The organism is Salipaludibacillus agaradhaerens (assembly GCF_002019735.1).
GTDB lineage: Bacteria > Bacillota > Bacilli > Bacillales > Salisediminibacteriaceae > Salipaludibacillus > Salipaludibacillus agaradhaerens.
Window position 1 is genome coordinate 3,078,418 of record NZ_KV917378.1, and the last position, 20,845, is coordinate 3,099,262.

General features: G+C 41.1%; 16 protein-coding genes, 1 tRNA gene and 1 pseudogene. 7 read left to right on the top strand and 11 right to left on the bottom strand.

Features of this window, described 5'->3' with window-relative positions:
• Nucleotides 1-35: 35 nt before the first annotated feature.
• Nucleotides 36-659 (top strand): FMN-dependent NADH-azoreductase, encoded by a 624-nt coding sequence (locus BK581_RS14425; protein WP_169837719.1) that lies wholly within the window; start codon nt 36-38, stop codon nt 657-659.
• A gap of 87 nt (nt 660-746) precedes the next feature.
• On the opposite strand, the pseudogene BK581_RS14430 reads toward BK581_RS14425, so the two are convergent.
• The 5 genes and pseudogenes from BK581_RS14430 to BK581_RS14450 all read right to left on the bottom strand — a co-directional run bounded on the left by BK581_RS14430 (nt 747) and on the right by BK581_RS14450 (nt 5,784).
• Nucleotides 747-1,761, bottom strand: a pseudogene (locus BK581_RS14430) (BCCT family transporter).
• A gap of 136 nt (nt 1,762-1,897) precedes the next feature.
• The gene (locus BK581_RS14435) at nt 1,898-2,911 is read right to left on the bottom strand and encodes an ABC transporter ATP-binding protein (protein ID WP_078578820.1); all 1,014 of its coding nucleotides are present in this window, start codon (nt 2,909-2,911) and stop codon (nt 1,898-1,900) included.
• A complete protein-coding gene (locus BK581_RS14440; protein ID WP_078578821.1) occupies nt 2,877-3,917 on the bottom strand; it encodes an ABC transporter ATP-binding protein in 1,041 nt (346 codons plus the stop codon). Before BK581_RS14440 ends, BK581_RS14435 begins: the two co-directional genes overlap by 35 nt.
• 28 nt (nt 3,918-3,945) lie before the next feature.
• Nucleotides 3,946-4,866, bottom strand: a complete 921-nt coding sequence (gene nikB, locus BK581_RS14445; RefSeq protein WP_078578822.1) for a nickel ABC transporter permease — start codon at nt 4,864-4,866, stop codon at nt 3,946-3,948.
• A 15-nt stretch (nt 4,867-4,881) separates the two neighbouring features.
• A complete protein-coding gene (locus BK581_RS14450; RefSeq protein ID WP_078578823.1) occupies nt 4,882-5,784 on the bottom strand; it encodes an ABC transporter permease in 903 nt (300 codons plus the stop codon).
• Nucleotides 5,785-6,393: 609 nt separating this feature from the next.
• On the opposite strand from BK581_RS14450, the gene BK581_RS14455 reads away from it, so the two are divergent.
• Together BK581_RS14455 and BK581_RS14460 are read left to right on the top strand one after the other, a co-directional pair.
• Nucleotides 6,394-8,034, top strand: a complete 1,641-nt coding sequence (locus BK581_RS14455; RefSeq protein WP_078578824.1) for a glutathione ABC transporter substrate-binding protein — start codon at nt 6,394-6,396, stop codon at nt 8,032-8,034.
• Between the two features lie 280 nt (nt 8,035-8,314).
• Nucleotides 8,315-9,679, top strand: a complete 1,365-nt coding sequence (locus tag BK581_RS14460) for an aspartate kinase (RefSeq protein ID WP_078578825.1) — start codon at nt 8,315-8,317, stop codon at nt 9,677-9,679.
• Nucleotides 9,680-9,798: 119 nt separating this feature from the next.
• On the opposite strand, the gene BK581_RS14465 is transcribed toward BK581_RS14460, so the two are convergent.
• Both BK581_RS14465 and metA read right to left on the bottom strand, forming a co-directional pair.
• Complete coding sequence (locus tag BK581_RS14465; RefSeq protein WP_078578826.1) at nt 9,799-11,208, bottom strand: sodium/glutamate symporter; 1,410 nt, start codon at nt 11,206-11,208, stop codon at nt 9,799-9,801.
• Between the two features lie 140 nt (nt 11,209-11,348).
• The gene (gene metA / locus BK581_RS14470) at nt 11,349-12,263 is read right to left on the bottom strand and encodes a homoserine O-acetyltransferase MetA (protein ID WP_078578827.1); all 915 of its coding nucleotides are present in this window, start codon (nt 12,261-12,263) and stop codon (nt 11,349-11,351) included.
• 454 nt (nt 12,264-12,717) lie between these two features.
• Here metA and BK581_RS14475 point away from each other — a divergent pair, with 454 nt between their 5' ends.
• Nucleotides 12,718-13,494: a Cof-type HAD-IIB family hydrolase gene (locus BK581_RS14475; protein WP_078578828.1), complete on the top strand. Its 777-nt coding sequence runs from the start codon at nt 12,718-12,720 to the stop codon at nt 13,492-13,494.
• Between the two features lie 65 nt (nt 13,495-13,559).
• Here BK581_RS14475 and BK581_RS14480 read toward each other — a convergent pair whose 3' ends face one another.
• The gene (locus BK581_RS14480; RefSeq protein ID WP_078578829.1) at nt 13,560-14,804 is read right to left on the bottom strand and encodes an NAD(P)/FAD-dependent oxidoreductase; all 1,245 of its coding nucleotides are present in this window, start codon (nt 14,802-14,804) and stop codon (nt 13,560-13,562) included.
• Nucleotides 14,805-14,944: 140 nt separating this feature from the next.
• Between BK581_RS14480 and BK581_RS14485 the strand changes: the two genes are divergently transcribed.
• Nucleotides 14,945-15,020: transfer RNA gene (locus BK581_RS14485), tRNA-Arg, on the top strand.
• Between the two features lie 225 nt (nt 15,021-15,245).
• On the opposite strand, the gene thrB is transcribed toward BK581_RS14485, so the two are convergent.
• Genes thrB through BK581_RS14500 form a run of 3 tightly spaced genes read right to left on the bottom strand, consistent with a single transcriptional unit; the run spans nt 15,246 to nt 18,518 of the window.
• Nucleotides 15,246-16,166: a homoserine kinase gene (gene thrB / locus BK581_RS14490; protein ID WP_078578830.1), complete on the bottom strand. Its 921-nt coding sequence runs from the start codon at nt 16,164-16,166 to the stop codon at nt 15,246-15,248.
• Nucleotides 16,163-17,221, bottom strand: coding sequence for a threonine synthase (thrC, locus tag BK581_RS14495; protein ID WP_095995611.1), 1,059 nt, complete (start codon nt 17,219-17,221; stop codon nt 16,163-16,165). Before thrC ends, thrB begins: the two co-directional genes overlap by 4 nt.
• A 4-nt stretch (nt 17,222-17,225) precedes the next feature.
• Nucleotides 17,226-18,518 (bottom strand): homoserine dehydrogenase, encoded by a 1,293-nt coding sequence (locus BK581_RS14500; RefSeq protein ID WP_078578832.1) that lies wholly within the window; start codon nt 18,516-18,518, stop codon nt 17,226-17,228.
• A 278-nt stretch (nt 18,519-18,796) separates the two neighbouring features.
• Here BK581_RS14500 and BK581_RS14505 point away from each other — a divergent pair, with 278 nt between their 5' ends.
• Together BK581_RS14505 and BK581_RS14510 are read left to right on the top strand one after the other, a co-directional pair.
• Nucleotides 18,797-19,726, top strand: a complete 930-nt coding sequence (locus BK581_RS14505; RefSeq protein ID WP_078578833.1) for an acetamidase/formamidase family protein — start codon at nt 18,797-18,799, stop codon at nt 19,724-19,726.
• A gap of 18 nt (nt 19,727-19,744) precedes the next feature.
• Nucleotides 19,745-20,734, top strand: coding sequence for a Gfo/Idh/MocA family protein (locus tag BK581_RS14510; RefSeq protein ID WP_078578834.1), 990 nt, complete (start codon nt 19,745-19,747; stop codon nt 20,732-20,734).
• Nucleotides 20,735-20,845 lie beyond the last annotated feature (111 nt).

Below are 20,845 nucleotides of genomic sequence, written 5' to 3' on the forward strand. Positions count from 1 at the left end.
CGTTTATAAATCAGTATTAAATGAGGTGCACATCTATGACATTATTGTACGTTACCGCAAACCCGAAACGTGTGGAAGACTCATATAGTTTACAGCTTGGAAAATGCTTTCTGGACGTGTTTAGAAAAAACTGCTTAGACACAGACATAACTCAGCTTGATCTTTTTGCAGTCCACATACCGCCATTAGAAAAAGAGGCGTTGGCTGCTTGGGAAAGATTTGAATCAATTGACCGTGATATACCCATTACAAACCCATTTGTAGAACAGTTTTTACAGGCGGAGATTGTCGTCTTTGTCACCCCTTTATGGAATATGAGCTCTCCACCTCAAGTAAAGGCATATATCGACCAGTTAATTATTCCTAAAAAAACATTCTGCTTTACTGAGGAGGGAATAAAAGGATTAGCGCATGATAAAACGATCGTCCATATACAATCTTGCGGAGGTGTGTATTCTGAGGGGCCGCTGGCCTCATTGGAGCATGGCAATACGTATCTCCAAACAATCTTTAGCCTCATAGGTGTTAAAAACTATCATCACGTCAGTATTGAAGGAACGAGTACCTTTCCTCAAGAGGTAGAAGAAAGGTTTGAAAAAGCAAAAGAAGAGACACGTCAGTTAGCAGAAACATTAAGCGATAGGCGTACAGCGAAATGACACCCACACGTTTTTGAGGTTAGGAATCCGTTAGTGTTACAAAGCATGCTGTTAAAAGTGGTGTTCTTTAGTTGATTGTTGTAGCGTTCACCCTCTAGATACTCGTGCAATAAAAGTTCCTACAAAAGGGCTCCATGATATAACCCACGCCCAATAAAATAGTGTCCAATCTTCCATCCATTCACGGGAAGAATACGGGTTGGTGTCAAATGTCAATTCGGTTAACGCTCCTGCATATTGGCCGATAGTTTTGGTGAAATGATCCAAAATAAACACTGTCGGCCCAAGGGTGAGGGCGATGACTAGCAGGAGTCCTGCTAGAGATAGATTGCCAACACTTAAATGACGCATCCCCTTATTTAATCCTGTGAACAGAAATAAGAAAAATAACCGTTATGACAGCAATGATAATGAGCTGGATAGTGAGAGTGTCCTCCCAACCAAAAACCTGTGAAAAGCCGTTACTTACTTGTATTGTACTGAGCCCAAATGAAGTGGCAATACCAACGGTGGTAGCAATGATCGCAATAATATCAATGAATTTCCCTGTTTTTTTAAATACATGATCGCCAATTAGAGGATAAAAAGCTGAGCTAATTAGACCAGGGAGTTTTTTTCGATATTTAGCAAAGGCCAGTCCAAGTGCTACGATGGCGTAAATTGACCACGGATGAAAGCCCCAATGAAACACGCCATAAAGCAACCCTTGTGCAGCTGCGTATTGTGTCTCTGCTTCTATTCCATGAGGTGGGCCGATGTAATGAGACATAGGCTCTGCTACTCCCCAGAAGACAAGTCCTACCCCCATGCCTGCAGCGAACAACATACCTACCCATGTAAAATAATGATATTCCGGCTCATCTTCTTTATTACCTAGCTTCATATGACGATATGGACCAAAGCCGAGAAATAAACAAAACCCTACAAAAAATGCTGTGGCTAGTACATATAACCACCCGAAATTTTGAATCATCGAACTCATAAGTGATTCCATCACCGTTTCCATACTGACAGGACTAACAAGCCCCCAAACAACAAGGATAAAAATGATTACCCCTGATATGATAAAAACGAGGCTGCTGTTTCCTTTTGTAGACGTAATACCATTTTAATCACCTCGTTAAGCTGTAGCCGTGAATAAGGATGTTTAAACACAAGGCCTAAAATAGATGAAAAGTGGGATTACACTGTCACAACCAAAAACCGTCTCCATAATGGAAACGGCTGGTTTTTAGTATTTAGTAATTCGGTTGACGTTCACCTGATTCGATTTCTTCTATATAGTGGCAGGCAGCTTGATGCCCTTCAGCCATATTAAGATCACTTGTTCGTAACTCAGGAATTTCTTCTTTACATTTATCAGTTGCAAAAGGACACCGCGTGTGGAAACGACAGCCTGATGGCGGATTAATTGGTGAAGGGACATCCCCTTTAAGAATAATTTGTTCCTTCTTTTTACTTGGATCAGGAACAGGGATGGCCGACAACAATGTTTTTGTATACGGGTGCTTAGGGTTGTCAAAAAGTGATTTTTTATCAGCAATTTCCACGATTTTTCCGAGATACATAACGAGGACTCGGTCAGAGATGTGTCTCACAACACCTAAATCATGGGCGATGAACAGATAAGTTAGGTTGAGTTCCTTTTGCAATTTCTTCAGCAAATTAAGTACTTGAGCTTGAATAGAAACATCAAGGGCCGAAACAGATTCATCGCAGATAATCAACTTCGGATCAACAGCCAGTGCTCGAGCGATACCAATACGCTGTCTTTGTCCACCACTGAATTCATGTGGAAAACGGTCTAATTGGTGAGAACCAAGACCAACTGTTTCCATTAGCTCAAGCATTCGAGCTTCACGGTCTTTTTTAGGAAGTACATTTTGGATCTCCATAGCTTCACTTAGCACTTGTCTTACGGTTTGGCGTGGATTAATCGAAGCATAGGGATCTTGGAAAATAATTTGTAGATCTTTACGCATTTTTCGCATTTGTGATTTGTTTAAAGATAGCAAATCTTCTCCCTGGAACGTTACCTCACCTGATGTTGGTTCATCTAGGCGCAAGATCGCTCGCCCAGTTGTGGATTTTCCACAGCCAGATTCGCCAACGATACTTAACGTTTCACCGGCCTTTACCGAAAACGTGACATCATCAACAGCTTTGACATCATTAATTTTCCTGCCAAAGATCCCGCCTTTAATAGGAAAATATTGTTTAAGATTTTTGACTTTGAGCAGTTCCGTAGTCATCTCTCACGTTCACCTCCGGGCCGTCCCATTCGTCGGTATGAATCCAACAGCGGACTTGGTTTTTGTCATCAATATTTTCAAGTGAAGGAAGCTTCTCTTCACATAACTTTGTAGCAAAGGGACACCTAGGTGCAAATCTGCAGCCTTGTGGTAACTCATCAGGTCTTGGGACCATTCCTTTAATTACTTCTAACTCATCTTGATCAATATCATGTCTTGGTAATGATTTTAACAACCCAACTGTGTATGGGTGTTTAGGCGCTTTGAAAAGGGTATGAACATCTGCATATTCAACAATTTTACCAGCGTACATAACCGCGACATAATCACAGGTTTCAGCTACGACACCAAGGTCATGTGTGATTAAGATCATCGACATGCCAAGTTCACCCTGCAGACGATTAATGAGACGAAGAATTTGTGCTTGAATTGTTACATCTAATGCCGTTGTTGGTTCATCGGCGATAAGCAACTCTGGATTACAGGCTAGTGCAATTGCAATCATCGCCCTTTGACGCATACCCCCTGATAGTTCATAAGGGTAGGCTTTTAACCGGTCTTTAGGGGATGGAATTCCAACAAGTTCAAGCATACCTAATGCTTTTTTCAAAGCTTCCTTTTTTGAGAGTTTTTCATGAATCATATATGATTCAGCAATTTGATCGCCTATTGTAAAAACAGGATTTAAAGATGTCATTGGCTCTTGGAAAATCATTGAAATTTGGTTACCGCGAATATGTCGCATTTCTGCTTCACTTTTAGCAAGAAGATCTTCCCCGTTAAAGGTGATAGAACCGCCTTTAACTTTTCCGGGAGATTCAATCAGGCGCATGATTGAAAGGGAGGTAATACTTTTCCCCGAACCGGATTCTCCAACGATACCAAGTGTTTTACCACTAGGAACATCAAAGCTGACGCCATCCACTGCTTTCACTTCGCCCTTACTAGTATAAAACGAGGTTTGTAACTCGTTAACGTCTATAATGGTTTTAAGGTTATCCAACATATGTCACACCTTTCTGTACTGACCGTCATTAATCTAACTCGACCCGCTTGTTTAAGAAGCGGTAAGAGATATCAACGAGGAAGTTTACTAGAACAAAGAGAAGTGATAGAACGAGTACAGTTCCTTGTACAATTGGGAAATCCCTTGCGTTAATTGCATCTACAACAAGGCGTCCCAATCCGTTAATCGCAAAAACTGTTTCAGTTAAGACAGCTCCGCCTAACAACGCACCAAATTGAAGTCCTACCACTGTTACAACAGGGATTAAAGCATTTCTTAATGCATGTTTATAAATAACTAAACGTTCTTTAACCCCTTTAGCACGAGCTGTTCGAATGTAATCTTGATTAATAATCTCAAGCATACTTGACCGCGTCATGCGGGCGATAATCGCTGCCCCTGCAGTGCCTAACGTTATAACAGGGAGTAAAATATGTTGTGGCGTTCCCCAGCCAGAAACGGGAATAGCCTCAAAATTGAGTGAAATATATTGGATAAGCATAAGACCTAACCAAAAGTTTGGCATGGATAAGCCAAATAAAGCAAAGATCATAATAAACATATCTGAAATAGAATTTCTTCTAGTAGCTGACACAATACCAGCAATAAGTCCTAAGAAAATACTCAATATTGTACTGTAAAAGGCTAATTCGACTGTTACCCAGATTCTTGAGCTGATTTCACCTGACACAGAGCGACCACTGCGGATTGAATTTCCGAAGTCCCCTTGCACGGCATTCGTAATGAAATTCCCGTATTGAACATAGTAGGGGTCGTTTAAACCAAGTCGTTCTCTCATCTGCTCTACCTGTTCTTCATTCGCTTGCTCACCAGCAATGATCTGAGCAGGGTCCCCTGGAATTAAGTGCATCATAAAGAATACAACGAGTGATACACCAATGAGGACTGGGATAGTCTGGAGGATACGTCTAATAGTATATACTAACATGGAGGTTCACCTCTCTTACGATTTAATTTTTGGATCCAGTGCATCACGCATACCGTCTCCAAATACGTTAAATGCTAACACAACAAGGACGATGGCCAGTCCTGGGAAAAGTGCCACATGAGGGTGTTCCCACATGTAGTTTCTTCCAGCAGCAAGCATTGCTCCCCACTCTGGGGTTGGTGGCTGAGCGCCTAAACCAAGAAATGAAAGTCCACTTGCAGCAAGGACTGTTGTAGCAATACTTAATGTTGCTTGTACAATAATCGGTGACGTAATATTTGGTAAAATGTGTTTGAAGATAATTCTGAAATCTGAAGCACCTAATGCACGAACGGCATCTACGTACTCTAATTTTCTTACTGATAATGTTGAACCTCTCACGATCCTAGCGAATGTAGGTACGGAAAAAATGGCAACAGCGTAAATAACATTTTCAAGGCTAGCGCCCAATACGGCAATAATTCCAAGCGCTAATAGAATACTAGGGAATGCTAATAGAACATCCATAATCCTCATTAACACAGTGTCTATCCATTTGCCATAATACCCGGCAATGATCCCAATAAGAACACCAGCTATTAACCCAAGTGCCACAGCTGAAAAGCCGATATAGAAAGTAAGTGACATGCCGTGAATTAATCGCGTAAAGATATCTCTTCCTTGGTGATCTGTCCCAAACCAGTGTTCAGCAGAAGGTCCTTGAAGTCGGCTGCTTACATCAGGTAGTAACGGATCGTGCACCGTAAAGTAAGGTCCGATAAATGATACGATTAAAAGGAAGATAATCATGAATCCACCGGCCATAGCTAGCCGGTTAGCACGAAGCTTTCTCCACATTATTTTAAGATTTTCTAACTGTGGATTAATTTTTTTAGCTTCTGTCGTCGACGCAGTAACTGTAGTAGGTGTATCTGCCATTCGTTAAACCTCTCTTTCATTTATTCTTTCTAAATAGTCTCATAAAATAATGAGTAAAGGATGTGTTTTCTAAGGTAATCTAATAATAGTAGAGAAATGCATTAAATTATTATCCTATCAAGACAAACCTTTCTCAGCTATTTTAAAAGGACAGTCATGTTAATGGGCTTAGAAGGTAAGATTATCTACCATTAACTTTTGCTTAATTAGAAAACGCCTTAAAATTCAGACAAATAAGCTTCATTACGTCAGAAAAAGACAGAACTGATACGTAAAAAAGCTTATTCGGAAAAATTATATCATTTCTCAACTTTTTCACAAGGTCTTCCCCAAAATTCGTGATGTTATTTTTATGCAATAGTATTTTTCAAATTATACTGGATATTGTCGAAACAGTCAAAGGATAAAAGAGGAAGGGGAACTGTAACACTTTAAACCGTTAATGTACTACGAATAAACATGCGTTACAAGTTATGGTTAACCCTATATTTGAAAAATTTTATTTTTTAGATTTTTACATCTTTACATCTTGTTTTTTTTAGGTGTATAGTGTAAGTTATATCTTGTCAGACTATTACAAAATTAAGACGACATGAAGGGGGAAATACAATGTTTAAGAGCAAGACGTTAAAAGCTGCGCTTTTATCGGTCTCAATGGTGGTTGCTTTAGGTGCTTGTGCCAGTGAGCCGGATAATAACGCAGGAAATGACGCAGCCCCAGCAGATAATGGGAATGCTAATAATGCTGAAGGCGGGGACGCCACAGACGCTGATGTAGATACGGATAACCTTGTTATCGGGACACTATCAGATGCGGAAGCGATGGATCCACACGGTTCCAATGATGTTCCTTCAAGTAATGTACAAACGAATATTTTTGAGACGCTCGTAAAACACTCTGCAGATATGGAGTTGGAGCCGTTATTAGCGACAGAATGGGAAGCGACAGCTGATGATGTGTGGGAGTTTACACTTCGTGACGACGTCACATTCCACGATGGTTCAGAATTTAACGCTGACGTCGTAAAGGCGAATATCGAGCGTATTCTTGATGAAGATGTGGCATCACCACGTTCTTTCTTATATAACATGGTAGAAGAAGTTGTCGTCGTTGATGACTATACAGTAGAATTTCATACGGCGTACCCTTTTGCACCACTTCCATCTCACTTAGCCCACAATGGTGGCGGGATGATCTCATTAGAAGCGATTGAAGCTGACTACGAGGCGATGGAAGATGGCGGTCAACCTGGTGACTACATTAATGAAAACCCTATAGGGTCAGGCTTCTTTAAATTTGAAGAGTGGCAAACAGGTGATCGTGTTGAACTTGTCCGTAACGATGATTATTGGGGCGAACCTGCTCAAGTTCAGTCCGTTACGTTCAAAGTTGTACCAGAAGACTTAACACGTATCGGTGAGCTTGAGACAGGAACAGCGCATATTATTGATCCTGTAAGCCCAAGTGATAAAGCTCGTGTTGAAAACACAGATGGTATTCATGTTGATGAAACAGAAAGCTTAAGTCTTTCTTATATCGGTTTCAACTTACAAAAAGAGCCATTTGATGACCCGCTTGTACGTCAAGCTCTGTCAATGGCAATTAATAAAGACGACATTATTGAAGGTGTCCTTGAAGGAACAGGTACGCCTGCTGTAGGGCCTATCGGTGAGCAAGTATTCGGTTTCAGTGATGAAGTCGAGGCGTTACCTTACGACCCAGAACGTGCCCAAGAGCTTTTAGCTGAAGCAGGTTACGAGGATGGTTTTGAAACAACAATTTGGACGAATGATAACCGTGAGCGTATGGATATGGCTGAGCTTGTCCAAGCCCAATTAGCTGTTATCGGTGTTGACGCTGAAATTGAAGTGCTTGAGTGGGGTGCGTACCTTGATAACACAGCTCAAGGTGAGCACGATATGTTCATTCTTGGTTGGGTAACGGTAACAGGTGACGCTGACTACGGTATGCACGCGTTATTCCACTCCGACAACCACGGTGAAGCAGGTAACCGTTCATTTATCTCTAATGATGAGCTTGATAACCTACTTGACCAAGCGCGTGAAGAAACAGACGAATCAGCACGTGAAGCGTTATATAAAGAAGCGATGGAAATCCTTGTGGACGAAGCACCAATGCTTTACATTTATCACCAAACGTACTTAGACGGTGTGCGTGATGAAGTGCAAGGCTATTGGAAGCATCCAAATGGTTTATACCAATTGCATGACGTTTCTATCGAAAACTAATTCGCTATAGCTGTTTAACGTCTGAAAGCTTCGGCTTTCAGACGTTTTTTAGTGAATTAACATTAAATAGGAAGTTTGGTTACACAGTTGTTAGTATGTTGTACATTTAATTAAAACGTCTAGCTGTTAAGCGGTGAAATTAACTCAGAATTTATTTTTTCTAGTATCTTGCCGAATTGGTCTTAATCTAGTATACTTATTTTACAATTCTTCTCAAGGAGAACATTTGTATTCTGTGGGAGGACACTACTATTTGATAATGAGAAGGAGTTTGCGGAAGATGAAGGTCGTAAAATTCGGTGGAAGCTCACTTGCGAGCGGCGTACAATTTAATAAAGTAGCAAACATTATTTTATCTGATTCAGAACGAAAAATTGTTGTCGTGTCAGCTCCGGGGAAGCGTTATTCTGATGACATAAAAACAACGGATTTATTAATTACACTGGCTCAAGCGATTATTGAAGATGGCGATGGAAAGAAAGTTTTAGAGGCAGTGCTTCAACGTTTTGCAGATATTGTATCAGATTTAACTTTAGATAACACGTTACTGACCAATATAGACCAAGAACTCGGAAAGTTAATCTCCCAGTATAAAAATGATGCTCCTAGACTTATGGACGCTCTTATGGCAAGTGGAGAAAACCAAAATGCCAAGCTCATGGCTGCTTATTTGTCGAAGCGGGGAAAAGAAGCGACATATGTGTCGCCAGAGGAAGCTGGTTTACTTGTAACTGATGATCCTGGAAATGCTCGTATTTTGCCTGAGGCTTATGAGAAGTTGAGGAAGCTTAAACAGATGAGCGGTATTTTAGTTATTCCTGGGTTTTTCGGTGTTTCAAAGCAGGGACATATTGTGACATTTCCGCGAGGGGGCTCCGATATTACCGGCTCGATTGTAGCTGCTGGTGTGGAAGCGGAAGTATATGAAAATTTTACTGACGTTGATTCCGTTTATTCTGTTAATCCGCAACTTGTTAATTCCCCTAAAGAAATGAAGGAAATTACGTACCGTGAAATGCGGGAGCTTGCTTATTCCGGCTTTTCTGTTTTTCATGATGAAGCATTACAGCCTGTCGTAACAAAGAAAATACCAGTCTGTGTTAAAAATACGAACCACCCTGAAGCTGAGGGGACTAGGATTGTGGCTGAACGTTCACAAAATGGCTGTCCAGTTGTAGGAATTGCCAGTGATAAAGGTTTTCTCAGTATTAATATCACTAAGTATTTAATGAACAAAGAAGTGGGCTTTGGTCGTCATCTATTAGAAATATTAGAAGATGAATGTATTTCCTTCGAGCATACGCCCTCAGGAATTGATAATATATCGATTATTTTACGGGACCATCAGCTTCGTAATGGTAAAGAAGAGAGAATCCTTGAACGAATCCGTACCGAGCTAAAGGTTGAAGATGTTCAAGTAGAACGGGATCTCGCCATGGTGATGGTGGTAGGAGAAGGCATGTGTCGTACTGTAGGGATTGCCTCAAAAGCAACTGAGGCCCTCGCTGAGGCAGGTGTGAATATTAAGATGATTAACCAAGGCTCTTCCGAGGTGAGTATGATGTTCGGGGTGGATGCGAAGCATGCGGACTTAGCTGTTCAAAGCCTATACTATAAATACTTTACCCCTGTTAATCACATATAAAATGCCAATTTAGAGGGGCAGTCATCATGAGTTGAGTAAAAGGATAAAAATTATTTATACCGTTAAAGAAGCAGTCTTAAACCGAATAGGTGAAAGACTGCTTCTTTTAGTACTAAAACCTATTTTTTACCGAAATAAAATAACCCGAACAACAACCAAAATAATGTGATAATAGCCGATAAAATAAGAATAGCAGTGGGGCCAAATTGGAATATAAGCGGTAAGGAAGCAGCTGTGAACAAGCCTCCTCCAACAAATGGTTCAAATAAAATTTGCTTATAGCCAAACCCTTCTAATGCAGGTGTTTTATTTTCAGGATCTGCGACTTTCATAAGTAATAACCCTGTAGCGGTAATACCAGTTGCTTGCCCAAAATCGCCAATTCCCCGTTCAAACCAATAGGATGGGATCATCTTTGGAGCCAGAACAAGAAAGGCAAAAATGTTCCAGATGATACCAACTACAGCTAAACTGACAAAAGCGATAATGTTCTCACCGATAACGGATAGCGAAATGGTGGCGAGGGCACTTATAATAAGGATATCTAATGAAAAACCGCCAATTCGATTAATCATTTTTCTGTCAATTACTCTAAATTTATCAAATCTATCTGAAAATGCTTGCGTAATAATGCCTCCTGCCATAGCTAAAGGGAATAACGGCACATAAATCATTAAGTAAACATCTGTCCATGCGCCCCACGTATAAGCTTCAAGGAGTATGAGCCCTTCTAGCAGCAGCCATCCTACAAAGATAGCGATCCCCACATAAGCAAGGTGTAAGGATAAAGGTTCAATCGATTCTGGACGCGTTGTCATATCTGCCCCTGAATCTCGATTGTCTAGCTCAACAATACCATTTCTTCCTGTGCTTGATAGTTTTTGAGCCCCGCCTACATATTGGCCGTGTCCTTTCCGGGCACCCCAATTAATGAGAATAATGCCGACGATAACGCCAGTTAAAATTCCGACGGTAGCAAGGCCTATCGCTAAATCTTGTCCTTCTGCAAAACCAAGCTCCGCAAACGTGTTGCCAAGCCCTGCAGCCGTACCGTGTCCACCGACAAAACTAATTTCTATTAAAGCACCAGCTAATGGATTAACACCAAAAAAAGGCGTTAAAATGAGTAGTACTAACAGGAGACCAATAACATATTGCCCCCAGGAGACCATTTGCCCCATAGCGACTTGGGGCCCACCAATATGCCAAACTTTACTTAAACTTGGCAGTGATTTTCCGAGAAATAGCGTAGCGAATACAATGTTAATGAATAGACCCGGTAATGCTTCCCAGACGTCAAGCGTAGCGAGATTAATGAGGCCTTGAGATAATAAATGATCGTCTGAAGTTAAAGCTGTCATTAAGCGACCTAACACTTCAGGGCCTACTAATAAAGCGATGAGACCAGCGATAATAGAAGACGGTAGGTAAAGTTGCTGGAGTAGTGGGGTATAGACTCTTACCCATTTTCCAATCACGATGAAGAGTCCTAATAGTATAAAAGCAAACCCAATTTGTTCAGCTGACATAAGTGTCCCTCCTTCATGGGGTTAATACCCAGAAAGAGGGAAGGTAAGACATCATTTTTTATTTTCACACACAATTTTAACATTTTGTCCCTCGCAGCTTAGTTCCACTATCGCTAGTTGTACTCGTGAGAGAGAGGTTTTCATTCCCATATATAGGGTGTTTCCTGGTACACGTAATAGTTCAGCCAGTTAGAAAATAGTAAATGGGCATGTGAACGCCACCTATTTAATGGCTTCTCATTAGGATCGTTATTAGGAAAGTAGTGTACAGGGAGATGAGCACTTAATCCTCTATTTAGATCTCTCTCATATTCTTCTTTTAAAGTGTCAGTATCATATTCTAAATGCCCTGTTGCCATAATGTGTTTGCCGTCCTGAGACATAATAAGAAATGGACCTGCTTCTTGAGAGGAGGCAACTAATTTAAGCTCAGGATGTTGAATAAGTTCTTCTTCGGATATGTTTGTATATCTAGAATGGGGGGCGATAAATTCATCGTCAAAACCGCGTAATAGCTTAATTGGGTTTTCTCCATGATAAATACGGTGGTGAAAAATCCCTGAGCACTTCTCTTGGAGAGGAAATTTAGTTATACCGTAATGATGGTATAACGCTGCTTGTGCACCCCAGCATATATGCATAATAGAGGTGACGTGTTTCTCAGCCCAATCCATTATGTCTATTATTTCTTCCCAATAGTGAACATTCTCAAAGTCTAGATGTTCAATAGGAGCTCCTGTAATGATCATCCCGTCAAAACGTTTGTGGTGAATGTGGGCAAACTCAGTGTAAAATTCTCTCATATGAGAGGCGCTCACATTTTTTGCCTCGTATGTGGCTGTTTTTAAGAATGTGATGTTGACTTGTAATGGACTGTTCCCTAAAAGTCTCAGAAGGTGAGCTTCTGTTTTTTGCTTTTCAGGCATGAGATTTAAAATGACAATATTTAATGGGCGTATATCTTGCGTAATTGCCCGTTCGTCATCCATGACAAATATATTTTCTTTTTCTAATATTTGAGCTGCCGGTAGGTGCCGAGGAATTCTGATAGGCATGACGAACATCCCCCCTAGGACTAATTTCGAATGGTTTAGAATTTTCCGATAAACATTATTATAACAGGTGACAGAAAATCTACAATGGGATTTGCATGAGGAATTAAAAAACATAGAACAAATCAATGAGATTGTCTGACTAATGCTAGTCATTTTCCGCAAATGAGATATTATCTACAACATAGTTCTCTAAGGAATTTTAAATAATGACATTGGCGATAGATTCAAGAGGTGTGATAGAGGATTAGCGGGTAATATAGGATGAAATAAAATTGAGAGTGATCACAGAAGGTGAAAGATATAAAGGAGGTAACGAGTAGGTTATTTCTCTTTTAGTACTAAACATGTATAAAAAAGGGTTCTTCTTGATCTTGCTGGACCCTATTGCTTATGGAAGAAGTATTCGCTTATAATGAAACCATTGTATTTAATTAAGAATAGTAGGTGGCGTATAATGAAGAATAGAAAACTGTTTTTTTTCGATATTGATGGCACGTTATTAGACCATGACAAACAATTACCAGCATCAACGGAAGCGGCTGTCAAACAATTGATAGAAAAAGGCCATTTTGTAGCTATTGCGACAGGAAGAGCCCCGTTTATGTTTAAGGAACTTCGTGAAAACCTTGGGATTACATCCTATTTAAGCTTTAATGGCCAATATGGTGTTTTTGAAGGGGAGCCCATAATAAAGAAGCCATTGGATAAAGATGAATTAGCCCGTTTAACGGTTGAAGCAACGAAGCGAGATCACCCACTAGTCTACATGAATGAACGTGATATGAAAGCGAATATTCCTTACCATCCTCAAATTGAAACAAGCATCGGTACACTTCATTTTGAGCACCCTGATTATGATCCTGCCTTTCTTGAAGGACGAGATATTTATCAATCACTCATCTTCTTTGCGGAAGATGAAGACCATTTCTACATAGATAACTATGAAAAATTTGATTTTGTCAGATGGCATGAGTATTCATCAGATGTGGTTCCTGCTGGAGGATCGAAAGCCAATGGTGTAGAAACGATGATGAACAAGCTCGGCATGACAAAAGAGGATGTTTACGTTTTTGGTGATGGGCCGAATGATGTAGAGATGATAAATTTTACCCCTAATAGTGTAGCGATGGGCAACGGGGTAGACCAAGTAAAAAAAGCTGCTTCTTTTGTAACGAAGGATGTTAGCGACGATGGAATCGTTTATGCGTTAAAACATTTAGGAATATTATAATTAAAAAAGCATCTTACATTGTTAGATATTCTTAACAATGTGAGGTGCTTTAGTTTGTTAGCATTTTACGAAAGTGAGGATGAAGCTTTTTTGTTTTTTGTTATTAATGGTCGTGATGAATGATATAGCTTGCTGTCAGAAGGGGGCCCATTGATAATTGTTTCAGCGAGAAGCTTTGCAAGAATCATACTATAGACGGTTCCATTGTCACCAAAAGCAAATAGAAAGTAACAATGAGGGTAGTCAGAGTACTCACCAATAATTGGGAGGCCATCACGGGTGCCGCCATAAAAAGCGGATGATGCAAAGTCTGCCTCCACGTGAAGATGAGGAAATAGCTTGTTAAATTCTTTAATAAGCTTATTCCGCTTATTAATTAGTTTGCTATCTCTGGCCTCAGGGTAATTGGTGGGATCATCAAGACCACCGATAATGACGCGATTATCAGCTGTCGTTCGAATATACGTATAAGGTCGGGCTGTTTCCCAAATGAGCGAACGTTCATACCAGCCATTAAAGCGATGTAATGGCTTTGTTGTCACGGTATAAGTGCTGACAAAGGAGGTATTTGGCTCTTTACGTATATCTGTTCCTTCATATCCGGAGGCAATGATCACTTTCTTTGCATGGATATTGTGTCCAGTGCGGGTTTGGACATTCACTTGATCGTGTTGACATGTCATTCCGTTTACTGATGTATTTTCGTAAATAGAGACACCTTTGGTATGAGCATACTCCAGTAAGGCGTGTGTAAACTTAAAAGGGTTAATCTCACCATCCTGTTCAAAGAGTATAGCCCCAGCCTTGCTAAATGAATAGTGTGAAGAAATGGTGGCTTCATCCCACATAGCAATGGGACAGTGGTGCTTGAGGAGAAAGGCCGCTTCCTGTTTTAGTTTTATTAAATCATCATCCGTACTTGCGAAATAGAGACTTTTTTTTCGCCTAAATTCAAAAGGTGTTGAGCAGATTGTTTGTGCTTCTTCTATGTCGTTAATTGCTTGATTACATAAGTGAATATGGCGAGCAATAGGGTCTTCACCAAAACTGTTAATTAAATCTGTAAACATTTTTTCGCCAGCATATTGAATCAATGCCGTGTTAGCCGCTGTACTGCCTGACCCAATGAGATTTTTTTCAACGACGACAACATCGAGGTGATGGCTAGCGAGATAATAAGCAGACTGAGCCCCCGAAGAACCTCCCCCAATGATCAGAACATCACAATTTAAATCCTCTGTGAGTTGAGGATAGGTAGGGGGAGACGGCATTGTAGTGGGCCAATAATATGTGCCAGACTGTATATCCAAAGGAAGCACCGCCTTCTAAAGATTTTTAGTTTAATATGCCCCAATTTGGGATAGGTCCATCTTCCATTTCAAGGGAAATAACTAAACACTTTAACATCTGGTACTTTTCTTATATAATATGGATTGGATTAACTTATGTTGGCCCCGTAGCTCAGTGGATAGAGCGTAGGTTTCCTAAACCTTGCGTCGCAGGTTCGATTCCTGCCGGGGCCGCCAACCGTTGTTGTAGCACGGTTTATGTGCGATGATTCAACGTTAATACATAACGACCGTCTAACGGTCACATAGTCGAATAAAAGGCGTAATCTGCCCCCTTCCGAAAAATCTTTTATATTGCTATCGATGACTTGATAAGATGAGATGGTAGCCAGGTGATAAAACACCCGCTAAAGCGTCATAGAACGTCTTAGCGGGTGTTATCATGTTGTTATCTTCTTTTTATTAAAGCTTGGATGGGACAGCTTCCAGAGTAACGGTCACACCTTCAGCGTCAACCGTAAGTAAGTCAATTTGATGATTAGGGAAATGCTCTTTCACTTGTGATTGAACATCTTTGCCTTGCCCTTTTGGGGCGAAGAAAAGAACGATAGGACCTGCTCCACTTAGTGTCACGCCATAAATAGGTAAATTTTCAGCCATTTCAACAGCTTTCTGCCATTCTGAAATATACGGCATACGATAGGGCAGATGAAATAAATCTTTCATCATCATTCGGCCAACTAATTGCCAATTATTTTGTAAGATGGCTGCTACTAAGACATTGCTAATGCTGCTTACTTGAACAGCCTCTTTATAAGGTAAAGTCTCAGGTAGTGTCTCACGGGATTCCCGTGTGCTTAATTCATAGTCAGGAATAAGTGCAATTACATCAATATCGGGTGTACCTGCCAAAACAATGTTGGTGTCATCTTCTCGGTGACTACCGATAATAAGACCGCCGTAAATAGAAGGAGCTACGTTATCCGGATGTCCCTCGTAGATGCTCGCCCAACGGGTTTTTTCCTCAGGGGAAAGTGTGAGGGCTAATAGTTGGTTAGCGAGTTCGATACCAGCAACTATAGCAGTAGCACTACTACCAAAGCCTCGGGAGAGAGGGATCTCACTCTCCATCATGACTTCAGCTTGTGGAAGCTCCTTATTATATTCGTCAGCGATCCACGCAGCGATTTTGTATATAAGGTTCTCTTTTCCCTCAGGTATACCATCAAGGTTATCTGAACATGTCTTAAAGGCCCAATTATCACTAGGTGTGACATACAATGTCAAATATTTATTCAACGCCATACCAATTGAATCGAAACCAGGGCCTAAGTTAGCGGTGCTTGCTGGTACTCGGATGGAAAAGTTGACGAAGGCAGTCATTGGTTGACACGACCTAACATATGATCAATGACCACGGATTCATCATTTGGAAGGGCCACTGGTTTAATAGGTGCTGTATCAATTGCTGTATTAGGGTCTTTCAAACCATTACCTGTTAAAACGGATACCACACGAGACCCTTTTTTAATTTCGCCTGACTCTAATTGTTTCTTTAATCCTGCTAGAGAAGCTGCAGAGGCGGGCTCTGCAAAAATCCCCTCTTCACGAGCGAGGAGTTTATATGCTTCGACAATATCGTCATCAGTGACGAAGTCAATTTTACCGGAAGACTCCTCAGCTGCTTTCACTGCTTTGTCCCAGCTAGCAGGGTTACCGATACGAATGGCTGTAGCCAATGTTTCAGGATTATCGATAACGCGGTTTTTCACAATCGCTGCTGCACCTTCCGCTTCGAAGCCGCGCATTTGTGGTAAACCGGTTCCTTTCTTTGCGTTATATTCTTGAAATCCTTTCCAATAGGCTGTGATATTACCAGCATTACCTACAGGGATTGTCAAAACATCTGGAGCGGACCCTAACGCATCGCAGATTTCAAAGGCAGCTGTCTTCTGGCCTTCGATTCGAAACGGGTTTACTGAGTTTACGAGTGTAATAGGAGATTGTTCAGCGAGATTCCTCACCATTTGAAGGGCGTTGTCAAAGTTGCCTTCAATACTAAAGATTTCAGCCCCATAAACGACAGCTTGAGCTAGTTTTCCCATGGCAATCTTTCCTTCTGGAATGACGATTAAACAGCGTAGTTTCGCTTGAGCGGCATAAGCCGCAGCGGCAGCTGATGTGTTTCCGGTAGAGGCGCACATAATCGCTTCACTGCCTGCCTCCTTCGCTTTAGCTACGGCCATGACCATCCCTCGATCTTTGAATGACCCAGTTGGGTTGGCGCCGTCATATTTCACGTGGAGATCGATTCCCCATTTTTTTGATAAATGTTTTAATGGTAGAAGAGGGGTATTCCCCTCTTGTAAAGAGAGCATCGGTGTTTTGTCATTGACCGGTAAATATGCTTTATATTCTTCAAGTAATCCTCGCCACATCATGTTATTCTCCTTCCACACGGTAGCTGCTTTTAACGTCTACGACCACATCCGTGTCATTCAATTTAGTTAAAACCGTTTCGTAGTTCTTTTTTGAAACGGCGTGCGTCACCAAGATAATTTCAGCTAGCTTACCATCGTTAAGCGGCACTTGCAAAATCTTTTCCAGACTAACACCATGCTTATCAAATAAAGAGGTGAGAGCAGAGAAGGTTCCAGGGACATCTTTCGCGTGAATACGCATAAAGAATTTAGAGAAAATATCGTCGTCCGTTTTAAGTTTTTTGTCGAATTGAGGAATAACGACACTGTTACCATTAACGCCAAGGCGTTTATTTTTTAAAACTTCCACAAGGTCTGACACCACAGCTGTTGCCGTAGGAAGCTGTCCAGCTCCAGCCCCATAGTACATTGTTTCGCCAACGGCTTCCCCATAGACGTATACGGCGTTAAATTCATCATCCACGGACGATAAAGGATGATCATGAGGAACCAGTGTTGGCTGTACACTGACTTCCACTTTATCCCCGGATCGATTAGCGATCCCCACGAGCTTCATCGTATAGCCTAATTGGTCACCATATGAAAGGTCTTCACTTGTAATAGTTGAAATACCTTTCACTGACACATCGTCTAAATCAAGGTTCATAGAAAAGCCGAGAGTTCCAAGAATAGCGATTTTTCTCGCCGCATCTAGGCCCTCTACGTCAGAAGTAGGATCAGCTTCCGCATAACCGAGGGCTTGTGCCTCCTTTAGCACCTCGTTATAGACGCGACCTTCCTTTGACATTTTCGTTAATATATAATTGGTCGTGCCATTGACGATCCCCATCATTTTCGTAATACGGTCTGAAGCAAGCCCTTCAACGAGAGTTCTTAGAATAGGGATACCTCCTGCAACACTCGCTTCGTAAAATAAATCACAGCCCTGTTTATTTGCTAATTGTAGTAATTCACTGCCGTGGAGAGCCATAAGGTCTTTATTAGCTGTAATAACATGCTTACCGTTCTCTAAAGCGTGACGGATGTAACGTCGGGCCTCGTCAATGCCGCCCATTACTTCAACAATGACATCGATCTCGTCATCATTAAGAATATTCTCAGCGCTCGTAGTTAATTGCTCTTGATTCACATCAACCGAGCGTTGTTTGTGAAGGTTACTTACTAGGATTTTTTTAACGGTAACAGAACAGCCTAACTGATGCTTGAGTTTATCTTGATGATTTTGGATAATTTGTAAAACGCCTGTTCCTACTGTTCCAAAGCCGAGTAATCCTATATTCATATTTTTAGTCATAATACTATCCACTCCTGAAAACGTCTCTGTTTAACGTACATTTGTATTTGTATAAAGGACATTATAGAGAGGTTTAGCTAATAAAACAACCGTTTTTATAAAAAAACACAAAAATTCAGTCAATGTCCTAAATAATTGGCTAATGTAGTGTGCGTTGTCATGTCATAATGTAAATGTCATCATATAATTCACTAGGCTCATATCTGAAATGTTTTAATAGGATATGCTATTATGGAGGGGACTAGTCATTCAATGCATACATGGTAAAGGGGATAACTATGAAGCAACATTATACAATTCATCGCCATTGTCATCACTTTAATTGGGATAATGCCCTTGAGCCCGTACATGTCATAACACCGGGTGAGCGGTTAAATTTCGAAGTAACAGATGCCTCGGCAGGGCAGCTGACTCCCGCTTCGACCACTGAGGACCTCGGTCGAGTAGACTTCCAACGAGTAAACCCTGTGAATGGCCCCGTGTATATTGAAGGAGCCATGCCTGGAGATACGCTAGAAGTGGAAATTGAAAGCTTTGGTCCACAGGACTGGGGATGGACGGCGGTTACGCCAGGCTTTGGCCTGTTACAGGCGCAATTCCAGGATCCTTACTTGAAAATATGGGATTTAAAAGCTGATAAAGCTGAGTTCCTGCCGGGAATTGAAATACCGATCGCCCCATTCCCTGGAACAATTGGTGTGGCGTTGCCTGAGCCCGGGCCGCATAATATCGTGCCTCCTCGCAAAAACGGAGGGAATATGGATATTAAACATTTAACAAAAGGTGCTAAGCTCTACTTACCTGTATGGGTGGAAGGGGCCTTGTTTTCTGTCGGTGATACGCATGCCGCACAAGGAGATGGAGAAGTGTGTGGGACGGCTATTGAAGCACCGATGGACGTTCAGCTTCGATTTAAGTTACATAAGCAAAAACAAATTTATGAACCACAATTTACCACACCTGGCTCTCTTAATACGGGGACTGAAGAAAAAGGATATTTTGCGACAACGGGTTACGGAGAAGACTTATTAACGGCCACTAAAAAAGCGATTAGTTTTATGATTGAACACCTTGTAGGTCATTATGGCTTATCGGATGTTGAGGCCTATGCACTGTGCAGTGTGGCAGTGGACTTAAAGCAAAGTGCGGTGGTCGATATGCCTCACTACCTCGTCTCTGCCTACTTGCCGTTAGCCATTTTTAAATAAAGAAAGAAGGAATAATAGATGATTAGATACGGTGTCATTGGGACAAATTTTATAACAGATTGGTTTGTGGAAGCGGGTCAAGTGACTAACGATTTTAAATTAACAGCCGTTTATTCACGAACGGAAGAGAGAGCGAAGGAGTTTGCGCAAAAGCATGGTGCCAAGCATACCTTTACACAGCTTGAAGATATGGCTGCAAGTCACGAAATAGACGCTGTTTATATAGCAAGTCCCACAGCATTGCATGCTGAACAAGCGATCCTTTGTATGCAGCACGGTAAGCATGTTTTGTGTGAAAAGCCTATAGCGTCACACGATAAAGAGGTTGCTGACATGATTCAAACAGCTGAAAAATATGGTGTTGTATTAATGGAAGCAGTGAAAAACACAGCGCTTCCTAATTTCAAAAATCTCCGTGAGGCCATCGGTAAAATCGCGCCAATTCGCCGCATTGTCACTAATTATTGTCAATACTCTTCAAGATATGATGCTTATAAAGAAGGGAATGTCCTCAATGCATTTAAACCAGAATTGTCAAATGGCTCAATTATGGATATCGGACTGTATTGCCTCTATCCCATCATAGATTTATTTGGTAAACCTGAAAATGTTCAAGCTACTGGTATAATGCTTGAATCAGGTGTAGACGGTGAAGGAACGGTCATACTAACTTACCCTGAAATGGAAGGGGTGGCAATGTACTCTAAAATTACGAATTCACGCTTACCGTCTGAAATTCAGGGAGAAAACGGGACGGTCGTGATCGATCATATTCAGACGCTATCTGATATACGTATTTACTATCGAGACGGATCAGAAGAGATCATATCTGAAGATCAAATAAAGCCGACGATGACATATGAAATTGAAGCATTTCATAAGAGAATTAGCGGTGAATTAACAGATGACGAAATAAATTCTTTATCCACGTCTCTATCGACGTCTCAAGTCATGACAGAAGCGCGAGATCAACTAAAAGTTCGCTTTCCTGCAGATCAAAGCAGATAGTAAACGTGCGGTGAATTTTTAGACGGTCATAGTATAATCAGAATCCCACGATGTGCTTAAAATATGAACGGTCAGCTCATTTAAGTAAAATGGTGGGGGTAGAAAGTGTGG